At 73.8% G+C, this 17,154-nt stretch carries 15 protein-coding genes and 1 pseudogene; 11 read left to right on the forward strand and 5 right to left on the reverse strand.

The genetic code is table 11. The features are described from left to right. The 3 genes and pseudogenes from QWY28_RS20520 to QWY28_RS20530 form a co-directional block, all read right to left on the reverse strand. A pseudogene (locus QWY28_RS20520) lies at window positions 1–231 on the reverse strand (phosphoadenylyl-sulfate reductase); the annotation flags it as partial. Further along, window positions 228–422: an eL43 family ribosomal protein gene (locus QWY28_RS20525; protein ID WP_300954630.1), complete on the reverse strand. Its 195-nt coding sequence runs from the start codon at window positions 420–422 to the stop codon at window positions 228–230. The gene QWY28_RS20525 and the pseudogene QWY28_RS20520, both read right to left, overlap by 4 nt. Next, entirely contained in the window at window positions 419–2,125 is a 1,707-nt protein-coding gene (locus QWY28_RS20530; RefSeq protein ID WP_300954631.1) for a nitrite/sulfite reductase, read from the reverse strand. Before QWY28_RS20530 ends, QWY28_RS20525 begins: the two co-directional genes overlap by 4 nt. A gap of 355 nt (window positions 2,126–2,480) precedes the next feature. On the opposite strand from QWY28_RS20530, the gene QWY28_RS20535 reads away from it, so the two are divergent. Both QWY28_RS20535 and QWY28_RS20540 read left to right on the forward strand, forming a co-directional pair. After that, a complete protein-coding gene (locus tag QWY28_RS20535; RefSeq protein WP_300954632.1) occupies window positions 2,481–3,926 on the forward strand; it encodes a glycine hydroxymethyltransferase in 1,446 nt (481 codons plus the stop codon). A gap of 99 nt (window positions 3,927–4,025) precedes the next feature. Next, complete coding sequence (locus QWY28_RS20540; RefSeq protein WP_300954634.1) at window positions 4,026–5,402, forward strand: cation:dicarboxylate symporter family transporter; 1,377 nt, start codon at window positions 4,026–4,028, stop codon at window positions 5,400–5,402. 44 nt (window positions 5,403–5,446) lie between these two features. Here QWY28_RS20540 and QWY28_RS20545 read toward each other — a convergent pair whose 3' ends face one another. Next, a complete protein-coding gene (locus QWY28_RS20545) occupies window positions 5,447–7,099 on the reverse strand; it encodes an acyl-CoA dehydrogenase family protein (RefSeq protein WP_300954637.1) in 1,653 nt (550 codons plus the stop codon). A 17-nt stretch (window positions 7,100–7,116) separates the two neighbouring features. Here QWY28_RS20545 and QWY28_RS20550 point away from each other — a divergent pair, with 17 nt between their 5' ends. The 6 genes from QWY28_RS20550 (at window position 7,117) to QWY28_RS20575 (ending at window position 11,846) form a co-directional block, all read left to right on the forward strand. Further along, a complete protein-coding gene (locus tag QWY28_RS20550; RefSeq protein ID WP_300954638.1) occupies window positions 7,117–8,094 on the forward strand; it encodes a YihY/virulence factor BrkB family protein in 978 nt (325 codons plus the stop codon). 9 nt (window positions 8,095–8,103) lie between these two features. After that, window positions 8,104–9,216 (forward strand): potassium channel family protein, encoded by a 1,113-nt coding sequence (locus QWY28_RS20555; RefSeq protein WP_300954640.1) that lies wholly within the window; start codon window positions 8,104–8,106, stop codon window positions 9,214–9,216. 74 nt (window positions 9,217–9,290) lie between these two features. Next, a complete protein-coding gene (locus QWY28_RS20560) occupies window positions 9,291–9,485 on the forward strand; it encodes a hypothetical protein (RefSeq protein WP_154616531.1) in 195 nt (64 codons plus the stop codon). A gap of 736 nt (window positions 9,486–10,221) precedes the next feature. Beyond that, window positions 10,222–10,461: a hypothetical protein gene (locus QWY28_RS20565; RefSeq protein ID WP_300954643.1), complete on the forward strand. Its 240-nt coding sequence runs from the start codon at window positions 10,222–10,224 to the stop codon at window positions 10,459–10,461. A gap of 306 nt (window positions 10,462–10,767) precedes the next feature. Beyond that, the gene (locus tag QWY28_RS20570; protein WP_300954644.1) at window positions 10,768–11,184 is read left to right on the forward strand and encodes a cyclic nucleotide-binding domain-containing protein; all 417 of its coding nucleotides are present in this window, start codon (window positions 10,768–10,770) and stop codon (window positions 11,182–11,184) included. Window positions 11,185–11,672: 488 nt separating this feature from the next. Continuing rightward, window positions 11,673–11,846 carry a hypothetical protein gene (locus tag QWY28_RS20575; protein WP_300954645.1) on the forward strand — a complete coding sequence of 58 codons (174 nt, stop codon included), beginning with the start codon at window positions 11,673–11,675 and terminating at the stop codon, window positions 11,844–11,846. A gap of 3 nt (window positions 11,847–11,849) precedes the next feature. On the opposite strand, the gene QWY28_RS20580 is transcribed toward QWY28_RS20575, so the two are convergent. Next, entirely contained in the window at window positions 11,850–13,550 is a 1,701-nt protein-coding gene (locus tag QWY28_RS20580) for an MFS transporter (protein WP_300954647.1), read from the reverse strand. Window positions 13,551–13,631: 81 nt separating this feature from the next. Between QWY28_RS20580 and QWY28_RS20585 the strand changes: the two genes are divergently transcribed. From QWY28_RS20585 to QWY28_RS20595, 3 genes are all read left to right on the forward strand, one after another. Then, entirely contained in the window at window positions 13,632–16,151 is a 2,520-nt protein-coding gene (locus QWY28_RS20585; protein ID WP_300954648.1) for an ATP-binding protein, read from the forward strand. Window positions 16,152–16,248: 97 nt separating this feature from the next. Further along, complete coding sequence (locus QWY28_RS20590; RefSeq protein ID WP_300954649.1) at window positions 16,249–16,392, forward strand: hypothetical protein; 144 nt, start codon at window positions 16,249–16,251, stop codon at window positions 16,390–16,392. 94 nt (window positions 16,393–16,486) lie between these two features. Continuing rightward, a complete protein-coding gene (locus QWY28_RS20595; protein ID WP_300954650.1) occupies window positions 16,487–17,149 on the forward strand; it encodes a Crp/Fnr family transcriptional regulator in 663 nt (220 codons plus the stop codon). The last annotated feature ends 5 nt before the right edge of the window (window positions 17,150–17,154 follow it).

Consider the following 17,154-nt stretch of genomic DNA (forward strand, 5'->3'; position numbering starts at 1 on the left):
GATCCCGGGCACGACCGTCGAGGCGAGGTGCGCCAGGGCGGCGTCGCCCATCGAGGACGTCACGCAGAACCGCTCGCCGAAGGTGGCGGCGGCCCACTCGATGATGACCTCGGCGGGCGCCAGCTCGAGCTCGGCGCCCCAGTGCGAGACCAGCTCGCGCAGCTCCTCGGGCGTGCGGCCCTCGGTCTGGATGCCGCGGGAGTTGCGGGCGGTGGTGGTGGTGACGCTCACGCGACCACCCCCGGCGTGCCGGGCCGGACCAGGCCGAGCATCTTCAACGAGAAGGCGCGCAGGCAGCCGCGGCACTCCCAGGTGCCGTGGGGGCTGCTGACCTCGCCGGTCTCGGAGACCACCTCGTGCGGGCGCAGGTCCTCCTCGCCGCAGAACGGGCAGTGGTACGGCGTTCCTGCGCGCTCGCTCATGACGCGCTCGCCGCCAGCTGCCGCTCGCCGCGCAGCAGCTCCTCGTCGGCCCGGTGCACCCAGGCCGAGAACGTCTCGCCCTCGGTGCGGTCGGCCAGGTAGCTGGTCACGACGGAGGTGATGTAGTCGTCCAGCCCGGCACTGGTCACCTTGTGGGCGCGCAGCTTGCGGCCGAAGTTCGCCTCGAGCCCGGTCGCGCCGCCGAGGTGGACCTGGAAGCCCTCGACCTGCTCGCCGTCGTGCATCACGAGCTGGCCCTTGAGGCCGATGTCGCCGACCTGGGTGCGGGCGCAGGCGTTGGGGCAGCCGTTGACGTTGACGGTGATCGGGGTGTCGAGCTCGGGGAAGCGCTGCTCGAGGGAGTCGACGAGGCGGCGCGCGCGCTCCTTGGTGTCGACGATCGCCAGCTTGCAGAACTCGATGCCGGTGCAGGCCATCGTGTTGCGCCGCCAGTTCGAGGGCCGCGCGGAGAGCCCGATGACGTCGAGCGCCTCCACGACCTGCTCGACCGCGGCCGGCTCCACGCCGATCAGCACGATCTTCTGGTACGGCGTCAGGCGGGCGCCCGCGATGCCGTGCTCGGCCATGAGGTCGGCCAGCTGCACCAGCATCGTGCCGGAGACCCGGCCGGCGGTCGGCGCGACGCCGACGTACTTCTTGCCGTCCTTCTGGTCGTGCACGCCGATGTGGTCGCGGTGGCCGACCGGCGAGACGGGCGAGGGGTTCGAGACCAGTGCGCGCTGGAGGTACTCGGTCTCGAGGACCTCGCGGAACTTCTCCACGCCCCAGTCGGCGACGAGGAACTTCAGCCGGGCCCGCGAGCGGAGTCGGCGGTAGCCGTAGTCGCGGAAGATCGAGGCCACGCCCTCCCAGACGTCCGGGACGTCCGCGAGCGGGATCCACACGCCGAGCTTCTGGGCGAGCATCGGGTTGGTCGAGAGGCCGCCGCCGACCCACAGGTCGAAGCCCGGGCCGTGCTCGGGGTGGACGGTGCCGACGAAGGAGACGTCGTTGGTCTCCGGCGACACGTCGTGCGAGGGGTGGCCGGTGACGGCGGTCTTGAACTTGCGCGGCAGGTTGGAGAAGTCCGGGTTGCCGATGTAGCGGTCGAAGATCTCCTCGAGCGCCGGGCTGCCGTCGATGATCTCGTCGGTGGCGACGCCCGCGACCGGGGAGCCGAGGAACGGGCGGGGGGAGTCGCCGCAGGCCTCGAGCGAGCTCAGGCCGGCCTCGTCGAGGCGGTCCCAGATCGCGGGGACGTCCTCGATGCGGATCCAGTGGTACTGGATGTTGGCGCGGTCGGTGACGTCGGCGGTGTCGCGGGCGAAGTCCTGGCCGATGGTCCCCAGGGCGCGCACGGCGGCGGGGGAGAGCAGCCGGCCGTCGGAGCGGACCCGCAGCATGAAGTAGCGGTCGTCGAGCTCCTCCTCGGGCACGGTCGCGGTCTTGCCGCCGTCGAAGCCCGGCGCGCGCTGGGTGTAGAGGCCCATCCAGCGGAAGCGGCCGCGGAGGTCGGCGGGGTCGATCGAGTCGAAGCCGCGCTTGGAGTAGATGTCCAGGATCCGCCCGCGCACGTTGAGCGGGTTGTCGTCCTTCTTGGACTGCTCGTTCTTGTTGAGCGGCTCCCGGTAGCCCAGGGCCCACTGACCCTCACCGCGCTTGGGGCGGGGCCGGGGAGCAGGACGGGTGGGGGTCTCGGTCACGGGTGTGTCCTTCGCGCTGGTGTGCGGCGCGGCCCCGGAGGGGCGGCGCGGCGGGAGGTCGTCGGGTCGGCGTCGTCAGCGCTGGCGACACATCATGCTGCGGGTGCGCCCGAGGTCCACGTGGCGGCGGACCACGAGGTAGGCGTGCGTTGCAGCGGAGACCATGTCAAGGAGTCTCAGTCCCCGGACGGACCGCTCACAAGGCGAGTTCTCGTGATGTGAGACGGCTGTCCGCGATGTGGGACGGCGAGGCCGCGGCACGGCGCGGAACGCGGCCCGGTGCGTCCCACGTCACACCCGCGGTGCACGGTCGCCGAGGCGGTACGAGCCGGCGTACCTCACTAGGGTGGGGCCCATGAGCGACGACCTCTCCCGCCTCACCAGCAGCGCGTACTCGCAGGCCCTCGAGGTCATCGCCGCGGTGGAGCCGCGCATCGCGCAGGCCACCCGCCAGGAGCTGGCCGACCAGCGCGCCTCGCTGAAGCTGATCGCCAGCGAGAACTACGCCTCGCCGGCCGTGCTGATGACGATGGGCACCTGGTTCAGCGACAAGTACGCCGAGGGCACCGTCGGCCACCGCTTCTACGCCGGCTGCCAGAACGTCGACACCGTGGAGTCGCTCGCCGCCGAGCACGCCCGCGAGCTGTTCGGCGCGGAGTACGCCTACGTCCAGCCGCACTCCGGCATCGACGCCAACCTGGTCGCGTTCTGGTCGATCCTCGCGCACCGGGTGGAGTCGCCGGCGCTGGAGCGGCTCGGCGCGAAGAACGTGAGCGAGCTGACCGAGGCCGACTGGGAGTCGCTGCGCAAGGAGCTCGGCAATCAGCGCCTGCTCGGCATGTCGCTCGACGCCGGCGGCCACCTCACCCACGGGTTCCGCCCGAACATCAGCGGCAAGATGTTCCACCAGCAGCAGTACGGCACCGACCCGGCGACCGGCCTGCTCGACTACGACGCGGTCGCCGCCAAGGCCCGCGAGTTCAAGCCGCTCGTGCTCGTGGCCGGCTACTCGGCGTACCCCCGCCGGGTGGACTTCGCGAAGATGCGCGAGATCGCCGACGAGGTCGGCGCGACGCTGATGGTCGACATGGCCCACTTCGCCGGCCTCGTCGCGGGCAAGGTGTTCACCGGGAACGAGGACCCGGTGCCGCACGCGCACGTCGTCACGACCACCACCCACAAGTCGCTGCGCGGCCCGCGCGGCGGCATGGTGCTGGCGACCGAGGAGTACGCCCCGAGCGTCGACCGCGGCTGCCCGATGGTCCTCGGCGGTCCGCTCTCGCACGTGATGGCGGCCAAGGCCGTCGCGCTGGCCGAGGCCCGGCAGGACTCCTTCCGCGGCTACGCCCAGCAGGTCGCCGACAACGCCCAGTCGCTGGCGCAGGGTTTCCTGTCCCGCGGCGCGGACCTGGTCACCGGCGGCACCGACAACCACCTGGTGCTGCTCGACGTCTCCCGCTTCGGCCTCACCGGCCGCCAGGCCGAGTCGGCGCTGCTCGACGCCGGTGTGGTCACCAACCGCAACTCCGTGCCGAACGACCCGAACGGCGCCTGGTACACCTCCGGCATCCGGCTCGGCACGCCCGCCCTGACCACCCGCGGCTTCGGTCACGACGAGTTCGACCGCGTCGCCGAGCTGATCGTGGACGTGCTCTCGAGCACCCAGCCCGGCACGACGAAGGCGGGCGGCCCGTCCAAGGCGTCGTACGTCCTCGGCGACGGCGTGGCCGACAAGGTGCGCGCCGCCTCGGCCGAGCTGCTCGACAAGCACCCGCTCTACCCGGGGCTCGAGCTGTCCTGACCGTTCCTGGGCGGCACCGGCACCCGACGCGGGTCGCGGTGTCGCCCAGGTCACGTCCGGGTACCTGCCGCGGTCACGTCCAGCGACCGGGGAGCACCCATGACGACCAACGCCGACGGCTCGGGCGGCCAGGCGCCCCCGAAGAGCCGCACGCACTACCTCTACATCGCGGTCATCGTCGCGGTGCTCGCCGGCATCGCCGTCGGCCTCGCGGCACCCGACTTCGCGACGCGGCTCGCCTTCCTCGGCGAGGCGTTCATCGCGCTGATCAAGATGATGATCCAGCCGGTCATCTTCGTGACGATCGTGATCGGCGTCGGCTCGGTCGCGAGCGCCGCGCGGGTCGGCAAGGTCGGCGGCCTCGCGCTCGGCTACTTCCTGACGATGTCGACCGTCGCGCTGGCGATCGGCCTGGTCGTCGGCAACCTGCTCAAGCCCGGAGAGGGCCTCGAGCTCGACGAGGAGCTCGCCTCGGCGGGCCGGGAGCAGGCCGGCGAGGAGGAGTCGACGACCGACTTCGTGCTCGGCATCGTGCCGGACTCGCTGTTCTCCGCGCTCACCTCCGGCGAGGTGCTGCAGACCCTGCTCGTCGCGCTGCTCGTGGGCTTCGCGCTGCAGGCGATGGGCCGCTCCGGTGAGCCGGTGCTCGTGGTCTTCGGCCACCTGCAGAAGGTGGTCTTCCGCGTGCTGGCGATGGTCATGTGGGCTGCGCCGGTCGGTGCGTTCGGTGCGATCGCCGGCGTCGTGGGCGAGACCGGCGTCGACGCGCTCAAGAGCCTCGCGGTGATCATGGTCGGCTTCTACCTCACCTGCTTCCTCTTCGTCTTCGTGGTGCTCGGCGCGCTGCTGAAGCTCTTCGCCGGCGTCAACATCCTCAAGCTGCTGCGCTACCTCGGCCGGGAGTTCCTGCTGATCGTCTCGACCAGCTCCTCGGAGACCGCCCTGCCGCGGCTGATCGCGAAGATGGAGCACGCCGGCGTCGACAAGCCCACGGTCGGCGTCGTCGTCCCGACCGGCTACTCCTTCAACCTCGACGGCACCGCGATCTACCTGACCATGGCGTCGCTGTTCATCGCCGAGGCGCTCGGCGACCCGCTCTCGATCGGCGAGCAGGTCTCCTTGCTGCTGTTCATGATCATCGCCTCCAAGGGCGCCGCCGGCGTCTCCGGCGCCGGCCTGGCGACCCTCGCCGGCGGGCTCAGCTCCCACCGGCCCGAGCTGCTCGACGGCGTCGGCCTCATCGTCGGCATCGACCGGTTCATGTCGGAGGCCCGCGCGCTGACCAACTTCGCCGGCAACGCCGTCGCCACCGTGCTCGTCGGTCACTGGACCGGCGGCCTCGACCGCGACCGCCTCGACCGGGTGCTCGGCGGCGACGAGCCGTTCGACGAGACCACCATGATCGACGACCACGAGCCGGTCGAGACCGGTGGCAACGCCCCCGCCGAGGAGCGGCTGACCTCACCGGCGGGGTGAGCGGCGACCGGCGGTACGTCGGGCGCCCTGACCCCTCGACCGCCTCAGACGACGGGCGTGGTCCGCTCGACGATGGCGCGGAGGTCGCCGCCGGCGAGGGCGCCGTACGTGCCGTCGTACGACGTGCCGAGGCGTGAGGCGCAGAAGACGTCGGCGACCTCGGGCGGGCCGAAGCGGACGAGCAGGGAGCCCTGCAGCACGGCGGCCATCCGGCCGGCCAGGCGGCGGGCGCCGACCTCGAGCTGGGCGGGGTCGCCCATGAGCGAGCCGAGCATGGCCAGCACGTCGTCGACCGCGCGGTCCAGGCGCGCGTCGCCACCACGGGCGCGGCCCACCTCGGTGATCCAGGCGTCGAGCGCCTCGGGCTCGCGGCCGAGGGCGCGCAGGACGTCGAGCGCGTTGACGTTGCCCGAACCCTCCCAGACGGAGTTCAGGGGCGCCTCGCGGTAGAGCAGCGGCAGCACCGACTCCTCGACGTACCCGTTGCCGCCGAGGCACTCCAGCGCCTCGCCGACCATGGCCGGCGTGCGCTTGCAGACCCAGAACTTCGCCAGCGGCAGCGCGATCCGGCGCAGCGCGGCCTCGTGCGGGTCGTGGAGCGCGTCGACGGCGGAGGCGAGGCGCATCGCGAGCGCGGTGGCCGCCTCGGTCTCGACGGCGAGGTCGGCCAGGACGTTCTGCATGAGCGGCTTGTCGGCCAGCGTCGAGCCGAACGCGGAGCGGTGCGCGGCGTGCCAGGAGGCCTCGGAGACCGCGCGGCGCATCAGCCCGGCCGAGCCGAGCACGCAGTCGAGCCGGGTGGCGGCGACCATCTCGATGATCGTGCGGACGCCCCGGCCCTCGTCGCCGAGGCGGTGTGCCACGGTGCCGTCCATCTCCAGCTCCGAGGAGGCGTTCGAGCGGTTGCCGAGCTTGTCCTTGAGGCGGACCACGTCGAGCTGGTTGCGGGTGCCGTCGGGCAGCACGCGCGGCACCACGAAGCAGGTGACGCCGCCGGCTGCCTGGGCGAGCACGAGGAACACGTCGTTCATCGGGGCGGAGGTGAACCACTTGTGGCCGTGCAGCGTGTACGTGCCGTCGGTCGACGTCGGCCTCGCCTGCGTGATGTTGGCGCGGACGTCGGAGCCGCCCTGCTTCTCGGTCATCCCCATGCCGGCCAGCGCGCCGCGCTTCTCCGAGGCGAGCCGCACGCCGGGGTCGTACGTCGTGGACGCGAGCAGCGGCGTCCACTCCTTGGCGATCGCGTCGTCCGCGCGGAGCGCCGGCACGGCGGCGTACGTCATCGAGACGGGGCAGCCATGACCGGGCTCGGTGTGCGACCAGGCCATGAAGCCGGCCGCCCGTCGCAGGTGCGCGTGGGGCGCGCCGGCCTCCTGCTGCTCCCACGGCGCGGCGCCGAGCCCGTGGCCGACGGCGCGCTCCATGAGCCAGTGCCACGAGGGGTGGAAGACGACCTCGTCGATGCGGGTGCCGTACCGGTCGTACGGCGTCAGCCGCGGGTGGTGCTCGTTGGCGAGCTGGCCGTGCTCGCGGGCCTCGGCCGAGCCGGCCTGCGCACCGAGCGGGACCAGGTCGTCGAGGACCTCCGGGGAGCCGTGCCGCAGGACCGCCTCGGTGAGGGCCAGGTCGGCGGTGACGACGTTGTGACCGACCAGCGGGGGCGCCTGGTTGGTGGTGACCCGGATCTCGGTGCGCATGCGGATACCGTAAGACCATGGACCCGGCGACCGGGCCCCGGACGGCGGGGCGGCGGGAGGGCCGGGACGGCCTCGCGGGCCGGCTCGACCGGGCGCGGCACACGCTGTGGCGGCTGGTCGTCACCACGGTCGGCTCGTGCATGCGCTACCGGGTCACCGGCCTGGCCGCCGAGGGCGCGTTCTTCGCCGTGCTGTCGGTCCCGCCGCTGATCTTCGCGTTGGCCGGTGCGATCGGCTACGTCACCGACCGGTTCAGCCCGGCGCAGGTCGAGGACGTCCGGCAGGCGGTGGTCGACCTGTCCTCCCGGCTGCTGACCGACCGGGCCGTCGACGGCGTGATCGTGCCGACGATGAACGACGTGCTCCGGGGCGGGCGCTTCGACGTCATCTCGCTCGGCTTCGTGCTCGCGCTGTGGTCGGGCTCGCGGGCGCTCAACGTCTTCGTCGACACCATCACGATCATGCACGGGCTCGGCGGGCACCGCGGGATCATCAAGACCCGCGCGCTGTCGTTCGTGCTCTACGTCCTGGCTCTGGTGACCGGCGTCTTCTCCATCCCGCTGATGGTGGCCGGGCCGTCGTTGGTGCGCGACGCCCTGCCGGACTCGTTCGACTTCCTGCTGGCCTTCTACTGGCCCGCGGTCTCGATCGTGTGCATCTGCTTCCTCGCGACGCTGTACCACGTGTCGGTGCCGGTCCGGACGAACTGGAGCTTCAACCTCCCCGGCGCCACCTTCTCCCTCGTCGCGTGGATCCTCGGGTCCTACGTGCTGCGGTGGGTGCTGACCGTGACCGCCGCGGACTCCAAGTCGATCTACGGCCCGCTGGCGGCGCCGATCGCGGTGCTGCTGTGGCTCTACATCGTCGCGATCGCCGTGCTCATCGGCGCGGCGGTCAACGCGGCGTTCGACACCGTGTTCCCGCAGAAGGCGACGACGCGGGCGCGGCTGGAGCTCGTGACCCGGCTGCGTCACCTCGGCGGCCGGGACCGGTAGGTTCCTCGCGTGCCGAGCGACGTCGACCCGCGGTCCGGGAAGCCCCAGCCCGCGCAGGGGCGCGGGCTCGTCGCGCTGCCCGAGCAGACCCGGTCCCCGTGGTGGGAGCTGGGGCGCCGGCTCCTCCTCGCCCTCGCGATCCTCGTGGGGACCGTGCTGCTGGTCTACTTCGACCGCGGCGGCTACCGCGACGGCAACGACCCGCGCAACGAGATCAGCCTCGTCGACGCGATCTACTACACGACCGTCACGCTGTCGACGACCGGGTACGGCGACATCGCGCCGGTCACGGACCCGGCGCGGCTGGTCAACGCGTTCGTCATCACGCCCGCCCGCATCGCGTTCCTGGTCCTGCTGATCGGCACCACCCTCGAGGTCCTCGCCTCGCAGGGCCGCGAGATGTTCCGCGTCGCCCGTTGGAGGAAGAACATGGGTCACCACGTCGTCGTCGTCGGCTACGGCACGAAGGGTCGCAGCGCCGTCGACACGCTCGTCAACAACGGGTTGGCGCGGGAGGGCATCGTCGTCGTGGACCCGAGCCCGGTCGCGCTGCAGGACGCGCACGCCGACGGCCTCGCCGTCGTCACCGGCGACGCCACCCGCCGCGACGTGCTGCGACGGGCCGGTGCGGCGGAGGCCGACCAGGTCATCATCACCACCGACAGCGACGCCTCGAACGTGCTCGCGACGCTGACCGTGCGCCAGCTCAACCCCGACTGCTGGATCGTCGCCGCCGTGCGCGAGCAGGAGAACGCGCCGCTGATGAAGCAGTCCGGCGCGAACTCCGTCATCACCTCCTCCGACGCCGTCGGGCGGCTGCTCGGCCTCTCCTCGATGTCACCGGCGCTCGGCTCGGTCATGGAGGACCTGCTCACCTACGGCGAGGGCCTCGAGGTCGCCGAGCGGGACCTGCTGGTCTCCGAGGTCGGCAAGCAGCCGCAGTCGCTGCCGGACCAGGTGATGGCGGTCGTGCGCGACGAGAAGGTCTACCGGTACTTCGACCCGGTGGTCACGCTGCTCGCCCGTGGCGACCGGCTGATCGTGGTCCGTCCGGCCAAGGAGCTGCCCTGGGCGCCGCGCCCCGGCACCCACAACGAGGACCGCGCGATCGACGGCGACTGAGGTCGTCCCCGAGGTCGTCCCCAGGGTCGTCCCCGCGGTCGAACACCTGTTCGATCCTGGCCTATCATCGGGCCATGTCCGCTCCGTCGCGCCACTGCTGGGTCGCCGACGGCTCGGGCGGCGGCGCGCGGCGGCCCGGCCTGCTGGTCGAGTGGCGGCAGACGCCGTCGGGATGGGAGGGCCGGGTGGTGTACGGCGCGCTCCTGCGGCCGGGCGTCTGGGGCCTGGTCGAGGAGTGGTTGCCGGCGGCCCAGCTGACGCCGCTCTGAGTGCCCCGTGTCCCTGCGCCGGGCTCGGGGCCGGGTCGGTCGATCCGTGTCCATGGCCCGGACGGGTCATCGGGGACGGGCCGGTCACCCGTGGGCGGCGGTGTGGCCGCCCGGCCACGATGGGCGTGCTGCTCCGGTAGGCATGGGGAGGGCGGGGCTGTGGGTCCCGGGACGCCATCGTCACGTGAATGGCGTCCCGGGAGACCCGCACCGGTCCAGACCAGCGGGACCCCGCGACGTACCTCTCGGTCGGAGTGGGGGCCCGCATCGGTCCAGACCACTGGGGCCTTGCGGCGTACGCCGCGGCAGGACGCCGTACCTCCTGGTGAGGGGCCTCGTTGGACCGGCAGCAGACCGTGCGCCATGGGGGGCGGACGGCGACGCGATCTCCGGGCAGCACCGTCGCAGCAGGATCCCGGAAGCCTCCGCACACGGAAACGGGGGCGCCCGAGCTGTTGCTCCACGGTGCTGCGCGTCGCGCGGGCTGGTGGCTCAACCACCCCCGCGTCATCGTGGGGGATGGGCCGACCCGGGAACGCCGCTGCTCCCGGGTCGGTTCCGTCTCCCCCTGGTTTCCGGGCGGGACCCGGCGGGCACCGAGGCGACGTGTTCGGAATCGGATGGCCGGAGCTCGTCGTGCTCGTCGTGGGTTTCCCCCTGGTGGTGTGGGCCGGCGTGACCATCCTGCGCCGACGCTGAACGCGACACGTCCCCGCCAACAGAAGAGGTAGACCCCATGGCCACCTACAACTCCGACCTCCAGGCCGCCGTCGACGCGACCTCCGTCGCCAAGGACGCCGGCGAGAGCGAGGACCTGGTCGCGTACCTCCGCGAGCAGCTCTCGGAGCGCGAGATCGAGACCTCCGACGAGGACTGGCTGCAGCGGACGGTCGCCGCGATCGAGGCGGACCCGAACTACATGATCGAGGACGAGCCCTCCGACTTCGAGGCCACGGAGATCCCCCAGGACACGTGATCGCCGCCTCCGTCGCCCGCCGCGTCCGGGCCCCTCGAAGTGGTCCGGACCGGTGGAGTGACGGACGTCGCGCCGGTCGCGCCGCGGCCGCGCGCGCCGCCACGCCGGCCCTACGCTTGCGGCATGACCGGGGGACAAGAGAACGCGAGCTGTGAGGTCTGCTGGGCCTTGGTGCCTCGCACGATGATGCACTTCCACCGCGAGTGGCACGACGCCGTCGAACGCGCGTCTGTCAGCGCCGTGACAGACCTGAGGGCCGCCTTCCTGCGAGGTTGAGGACTCCGCACCACCGCCCAGGAGGCCCTCATGAGCACCGCCCCTCTCGACCTCGACCCGCAGCTCGCGGCCGTGCCGCTCTTCTCCGGCCTGTCCGGCCGTCAGCGCAGGCGGCTGCTCGGCAAGTCCAAGGTCGTCGACCACGCTGCCGGCCGTGAGGTCGCCCGCGAGGGCGAGGGCGCGCTGGCGCTGCACGTGATCCTCTCCGGCACGGCCACCGTCACCGTCGGTGGCCGCGAGGTGCGCACGCTCGGCCCGGGCGACCACTTCGGTGAGATCAGCCTGATCGACGGCAAGCGGCGCTCCGCCTCCGTCGCCGCCGACGGCCCCGTCCGCACCCTGGCCGTCCCGCACCTCGCCTTCCGCTCCCTCCTCGAGGACGACCCCACGGCCGCCCAGGCGCTGCTCGTCACGCTCTGTGCGCGTCTGCGCGAAGCCGAGGCGTAGGTCTCCGGCCTCCGCTGGTCGAGCAGCGAGCGCCAGCGAGCGTTGTCGAGACTCGGTGAGTCGACAGCGGGCTCCGGGCCATCCCAGCCCACGTGCCAGCCTCGTGCGCCAGCAGCAGAACGCCGCGGACGCGGCCGGGCCGCCTCCTCGAGGCAGCGGTGCAGTGGTGCGTGAGCACCGGCGGAGTCGTTGGACGAGGCGGCGTCGTGGTCGGTGTTCCGCGGGTTCGGCGACGAGCCCGTCCGTCTCGCTGGTGAGGGTGCGCCGTTCGTGACGGAGCTCGCGGTGGTGGAGTTCGCCGCCGGTCTTGGGGTCCGAGGACGCAGGTCGCGCGTACCTCGCCGGGGCGCTCGAGCTGCGTCACCTCCCGCCGACGGCCGTCGGCGTACGCCGCCTCCTGCCCCGCACCCCGCCGGAGCCACCAGCTGGCGGGGCACCGGCACGTCACGACGCTTCCCGAGCCGCCGGCAGTGGTCCACACTGGTGGGGTGGACCTCGCCCAGGTCGTCGTCGGGCTCGCCGTGGCGGCGGCCGCGCTGGCGGTGCTCACGGGGCTCGGCCTGCGCCGCCGCGGCAGCGGGACATGGGTGGCGGTGGGGGCCGGATTGCTCTTAGCGATCGCCTGGCTCGCGTGGTACGAGATCGACCGCGGCGAGCGCTGAGCCTCAACCGCGCGTCGCGAGCCGGGCCGCAGCGATGTCGTGGGCGGCCGTGAGCGAGCGACCGGAGAGGGCGTCGAGGAAGGCGCGTCGGTCCAGCACCTGCAGGCGGACGTCGGTGCGGGTGGTGACCGTGGCGGTGCGGGGGACGTCGTGGAGCAGGGCGATCTCTCCGAAGAAGTCCCCGACGCCCTGACGACGGAGGACGATCCCGCCCTGCGTCACCTCCACCTCGCCGGACTCGACGACGTAGAAGGCGTCCCCGGCGTCCCCCTCGGCCACGACGACCGCGCCGGCGGGGACCGCGAGCCTGGCGAGGCCGCGGGCGAGCTGCTCGAGGACGGGCGGGGAGATGGGGGCGAGGAGCGGTACGCCGCGGAGCAGGTGCAGCAGCTCCGGGGATCCGAGACCGGCGAGCCGGACGTCCAGCCGGGCCATCCGCCGGGCGGAGACGACCGCGACCACGAGGACGGGCGCCGCGACCGCGGCCAGGGCCCACCGCAGGTCGAGGTGACCGAGGAGCACAGGCATGACGAACGAGCCGAGGGCGCTGGTGGCGATGTAGCAGGAGTCCAGCGCGCCGAAGACGCGGGCCAGCCGGGTCTCGGCCGTCATCCGCTGCACGATCGTGTCGAGGTTGACGTCGACGAGCGGGTTCGCGACGCCGAGGACGACCAGCGCTGCGACGACGGCGACCGGGTGCGGCCAGGCGACCACCAGCAGCAGCGGCGCGGCCCACAGCAGCACGCCGACGTTGAGGTCGCGCGCCAGCCGCTGCCGCTCGGCGCGGGCCAGGGCGAGCAGGCCGCCGAGGACGGCGCCGACGCCGATGACCGCGTCGAGCAGGCCGACGCCGCTCGGCCCCGAGCCCATCACCTCGACGGCCAGGACGACGAGGAACACCTTCGCCGCACCGCCGACGAACGTCTGCGCGCACACCTGCGCCGTGACCGAGCGAAGGTCCCTGTCGACGGCGAGGGTGCGGAAGCCGGCGGTGAGCTCGGCCGCGACGCCGGCCCCGACGCCGGCTGCGACACCGGACGCAGCCGGGGCAGGGCCGGTGTCCCGGTCGGCGATCGGGACGGGACGCCCGGGAGGGGGAGCGCCGGCGGTCCGCACCGCGAGGACCAGCAGCACCGAGACCACGAAGAGCACCCCGGTCAGCACGAACGCCGTCGCGGTGTCGGCCACGACGAGCACCGCGGCGCCGAGGGCCGGGCCCACGAAGACGGCGAGGCTCTCCGACGTGCTGCTGGTCGCGTTCGCCGCGGTCAGCTGGCCGGGCGTCTCCGACAGCGCCGGCATCCACGCCCGCTGCGCCGTGCGGAACGGTGCGGCGAGGACGCCGGCGAGCACGGCGAGCAGGTAGACGGCGCCGGTCAGGTCGAGCACCAGGCACGCGGTGCCCAGGGCGACGAGGACCGCGCGGGCACCATTGGCGACGAGCAGCGTCGTACGCCGCTCGTGGCGGTCGGCGAGAGCGGCGCCCAGTGGTGCGACCACGGCCGCGGCGGTCAGCCGGACCGCGGTGAACACGCCGACGGCGGTGGCACCGCCCTCGGCGTACGCCCAGACCGTGACGGCCGTGGCGTACGCCGCGTCCCCGACGAGCGAGGCGAGCAACGCGAGCTGGACCAGGAGGAGCCGCCGGTTGGCGCCGACGGAGCGCGCCGAGGCCAACGTCAGCGCGAGCGGGGAGAGGAGCACGCGACCAGGGGACCGCACGGCGGCCGCGCCCGCTGTCGGATTCCGGACACAACGCGACCGCTGCAGACCTAGACTGCGGGCGTGACCCGCCCGCTGCCGTCCGGGACGGTGACGTTGCTGTTCACCGACATCGAGGGTTCCACGCGGCTGCTCGAGCAGGCGCGCGACGCGTACGGCGGCCTGCTGGCCGAGCACCGTCGGGTGCTGCGCGCGGTGTGGGCCGCGCACCGCGGGGTCGAGGTCGACACGCAGGGCGACGCGTTCCTCGTGGCGTTCGCCGACCCGCGCGACGCGCTCGCGGCCGCGGCCGGCGCGGTGCGGAACCTGGCCGCGCACGCCTGGGGCGGCCACCCGCCGGTGAGGGTCCGCATCGGCGTGCACACCGGCACCCCGGAGACGGGTGAGGAGGGTTACTGGGGCCCGGACGTGCACTACGGCGCCCGACTGGGCGCAGCCGCCCACGGCGGCCAGGTGCTGGTCAGCGCCACGACGGCAGCCCTGGTCCGCGACGGCGCGCTCGTGGCCCTGGGCGCGCACGCGTTCAAGGACTTCCCGGCGCCCGCCGAGGTGCACCAGCTGGTCGTCGACGGGGCGGGGCCGGCGGCCTTCCCGACGCCGCGGTGGCTCGCGACCGAGCGGCACCGGCTGCCACGGGCGGCGGCCCCCCTCGTGGGCCGGGAGACCGAGGTGGCCGAGGTCGCGGCGCTGCTGGCTGACCGCAGCCTCGTGACGGTGGTCGGGCCCGGCGGCTCGGGCAAGACCAGGCTCGCGGTCGAGGTCGCGCACCGCGTGGCCGACCGGCACGAGGACGCGTGGTTCGTGCTCCTGGAGAGCGTCGCGGCCCACGACGAGGTCGAGTCCGCGGTGGCCCGGGCGCTCGGGCTGGCGGACTCCGGGGCGGAGGGCCGCGTCGCGGCGTACCTCGCCGACCGCTCCGCGGTCCTCGTCCTCGACAACCTCGAGCACGTCCTCGACGCCGCGCCCCTGGTCGGCGCGATCGCGGCGGCCGGCCCGGACGTCCGCGTGCTGGTCACGAGCCAGGCCCCGCTCCGGGTGGCCGGCGAGCAGGTGGTGCGGCTCGGCCCGCTCGAGGACGGACCGGCGCTGCGCCTGCTGCTCGACCGGGCCGCCGACGCCGGCGTGGCGCTCGACCCGGAGGACCCGGTGGAGGCCGGGCGGCTGCGGGAGCTGGCCGACCGGCTGGAGGGGATGCCCTTGGCCATCGAGCTCGCCGCGCCGCGGCTCGCCATCGCCGGGCCCGGCGGGCTGCTGCGCCAGCTCGACCGCAGCCTCGACGCCCTCGGCACCGGTCGCCGTGACCTCCCGGAGCGCCAACGAGGCCTGCGCGCCGTGCTCGACTGGTCCTGCGGCCTGCTCGGGGAGGCCGAGCGCGACCTGCTCGCCGGGCTGTCGGCCTTCGGCGCCGACGTCGACCCGGAGGCGGTCGAGGACGCCTTCCCGGGCGCCTTCGACGGGCTGGTGACGCTGGTCGACGTGGGTCTCGTCCGCCGCCGGGCGGACCGCAGGCTCGCGCTCCGCCCGCCCGTGAGGAGGTACGCCGCCGGCCTGGTCGGTCCGGAGCGTCTGGCCGAGCAGCACCGCGCGGTCGTGCGGGCCTTGGCCGACCTGGCCGGCCGGTTCGAGGCCCGCTGGCTCATCGAGGCCGCGACCGGCCACCGGGTCCTCGGTCCCGAGGAGGCGAACATCCTCGCCGCGCTGGAGTGGTCCCGCGACCATGACCCGGACGGGCACGCCGACCTCGTCGCCGCGGCCGGCTGGTGGACCACCCACCAGAACCTCGGCCGGGTCGCCCGCGGGCACGCCGACCTCGCGCTCGCGCGGACCACCGACCCGCTGCTCCGAGCGCGCCTGCTCCAGGCCCGCGGGACCATGGCGCTCGACGAGAGCGACCCGGGTCCGTGCCTGGCCGCGGCGGAGGCCTGGGCCGAGCAGGACGACGTCGTCCGAGAGGTGCTGAGCCTCGCCTACGGCGCCAACCTGCTCGTCCACGCCGGCGACGCGCCGCGAGCCCTCGAGGTGTCCGAGCGGGCGCTCCGGCTCGCCGTCGAGGGATGCCCCGACGACCGGCTCGTCTGGTGGGCGGCGGCAGACATGCACGGGCAGTCGCTGATGGCGGTGGGCCGCCGCGAGGAGGCGCGGGCGCTGGCGGCCGAGTCGACGGCGTACCTCGACGCCGTGGGGGACGACGACCCCTGGCGGCGCTTCTTCGGCGCCACCTTCGCCGCCGACCTCGCCGTCGTCGAGGGCGACCCGGCGACGGCGCTGCCGCTCTACGCCCGGTGCATCGAGTTCATCGGCGTGGTCCGGTCCCTCAGCGGCCAGCTGCTCCAGGCCGCTGGGGTCGCCGAGTGCCTACTCGCCCTGGGCCGGGCCGAGGACGGCGCCCTGGCCCTCGCGCTGTGCCAGCACGTCGACCGCGAGCTGGGCCACCCGATCCCCACGATGCTGGGGCCCTACCTCGCCGACCTCGCGGGCCGGGCCGACACCGCCCTGGTCGCCGGCCACCGGACCGTCCTGCGCGGGTGGACCGTCGAGGCGGCCCTCGCCGAGGTCGTCCGCATCGCCCGCTCGCCCGACTGAGGCGTTGTGTCGTCCGGCCGACGGAACGTCGCCCCTCGACGCAGCAGGGTGGGGTCACCGGCCCGGCAGGGGCCACCACCCACCTTGGAGGCGCACCATGCACGAGCAGCCGAACGAGCCGATCGGGGACCTCGCCACCGACGAGGACGTCGAGGCCCACCGGTACAAGAACCGCCCGCTCGTCGAGGAGGACCCGGACGGCGAGGACGTCGAGGGCCACCGGTACAAGAACCGGCCCTGACCGCAGCGCACGCGCCGGCACCACCGAGGGGCCGGGACACGGGGGGACCCGTGTCCCGGCCCCTCGTGCGTGCCCGCGTGCTTGACTGCCGTCCGTGGACTGGCCGCTCCTGGGATCGCTGGCGGGCGACGAGCGCGCGGCCGTGCTCGACGCGACACGCCGGCGCAGCTTCGCCCGCGGCGAGGTCGTGTTCCACGAGGCGGACCCCTCGACCAGCCTGCACCTGGTCGTCTCCGGCCACCTCGCGGTCCGCGTGTCCACCGCCGACGGCTCGACCGCGCTGCTCAACGTGCTGAGCGCGGGCGACACCTTCGGGGAGCTCTCGCTCCTGGAGTCCGCCGGCGCGCCGACCCGGTCCGCGACCGTCGCCTGCCTGGACGCCGTCGAGACCCGTGTGCTGCCCGCCGCAGCCTTCCGCGCCCTGTGCGAGGAGCACCCCGCGGTGCAGGGCTGGCTGTCCGCGCTGCTCGCGCAACGGGTCCGCGAGCTCAGCGAACGGGTCCGCGACCTGATGTTCGTCCCGCTCGACCGCCGGGTCCACCGGGCGCTGCTCGAGCTCGCGGAGAAGTACGACGACGGGCGTCGCCCCACGGTCGTGCCGCTCACCCAGGAGCACCTCGCCGACTACGTCGGCGGCACCCGCCCCTCGGTCAACCAGGTGCTCCAGCGCCTCGTCGCCGACGCCGTGGTCGGGCTGGGCCGCGGCCGGGTCCTCATCGAGGACCCCGCCGCGCTGCACCGGCTCGCGGCCGGCTGAGCCGG

The organism is Nocardioides oceani, assembly GCF_030412965.1.
In the GTDB taxonomy this organism is placed as follows: Bacteria; Actinomycetota; Actinomycetes; order Propionibacteriales; family Nocardioidaceae; genus Nocardioides; species Nocardioides oceani.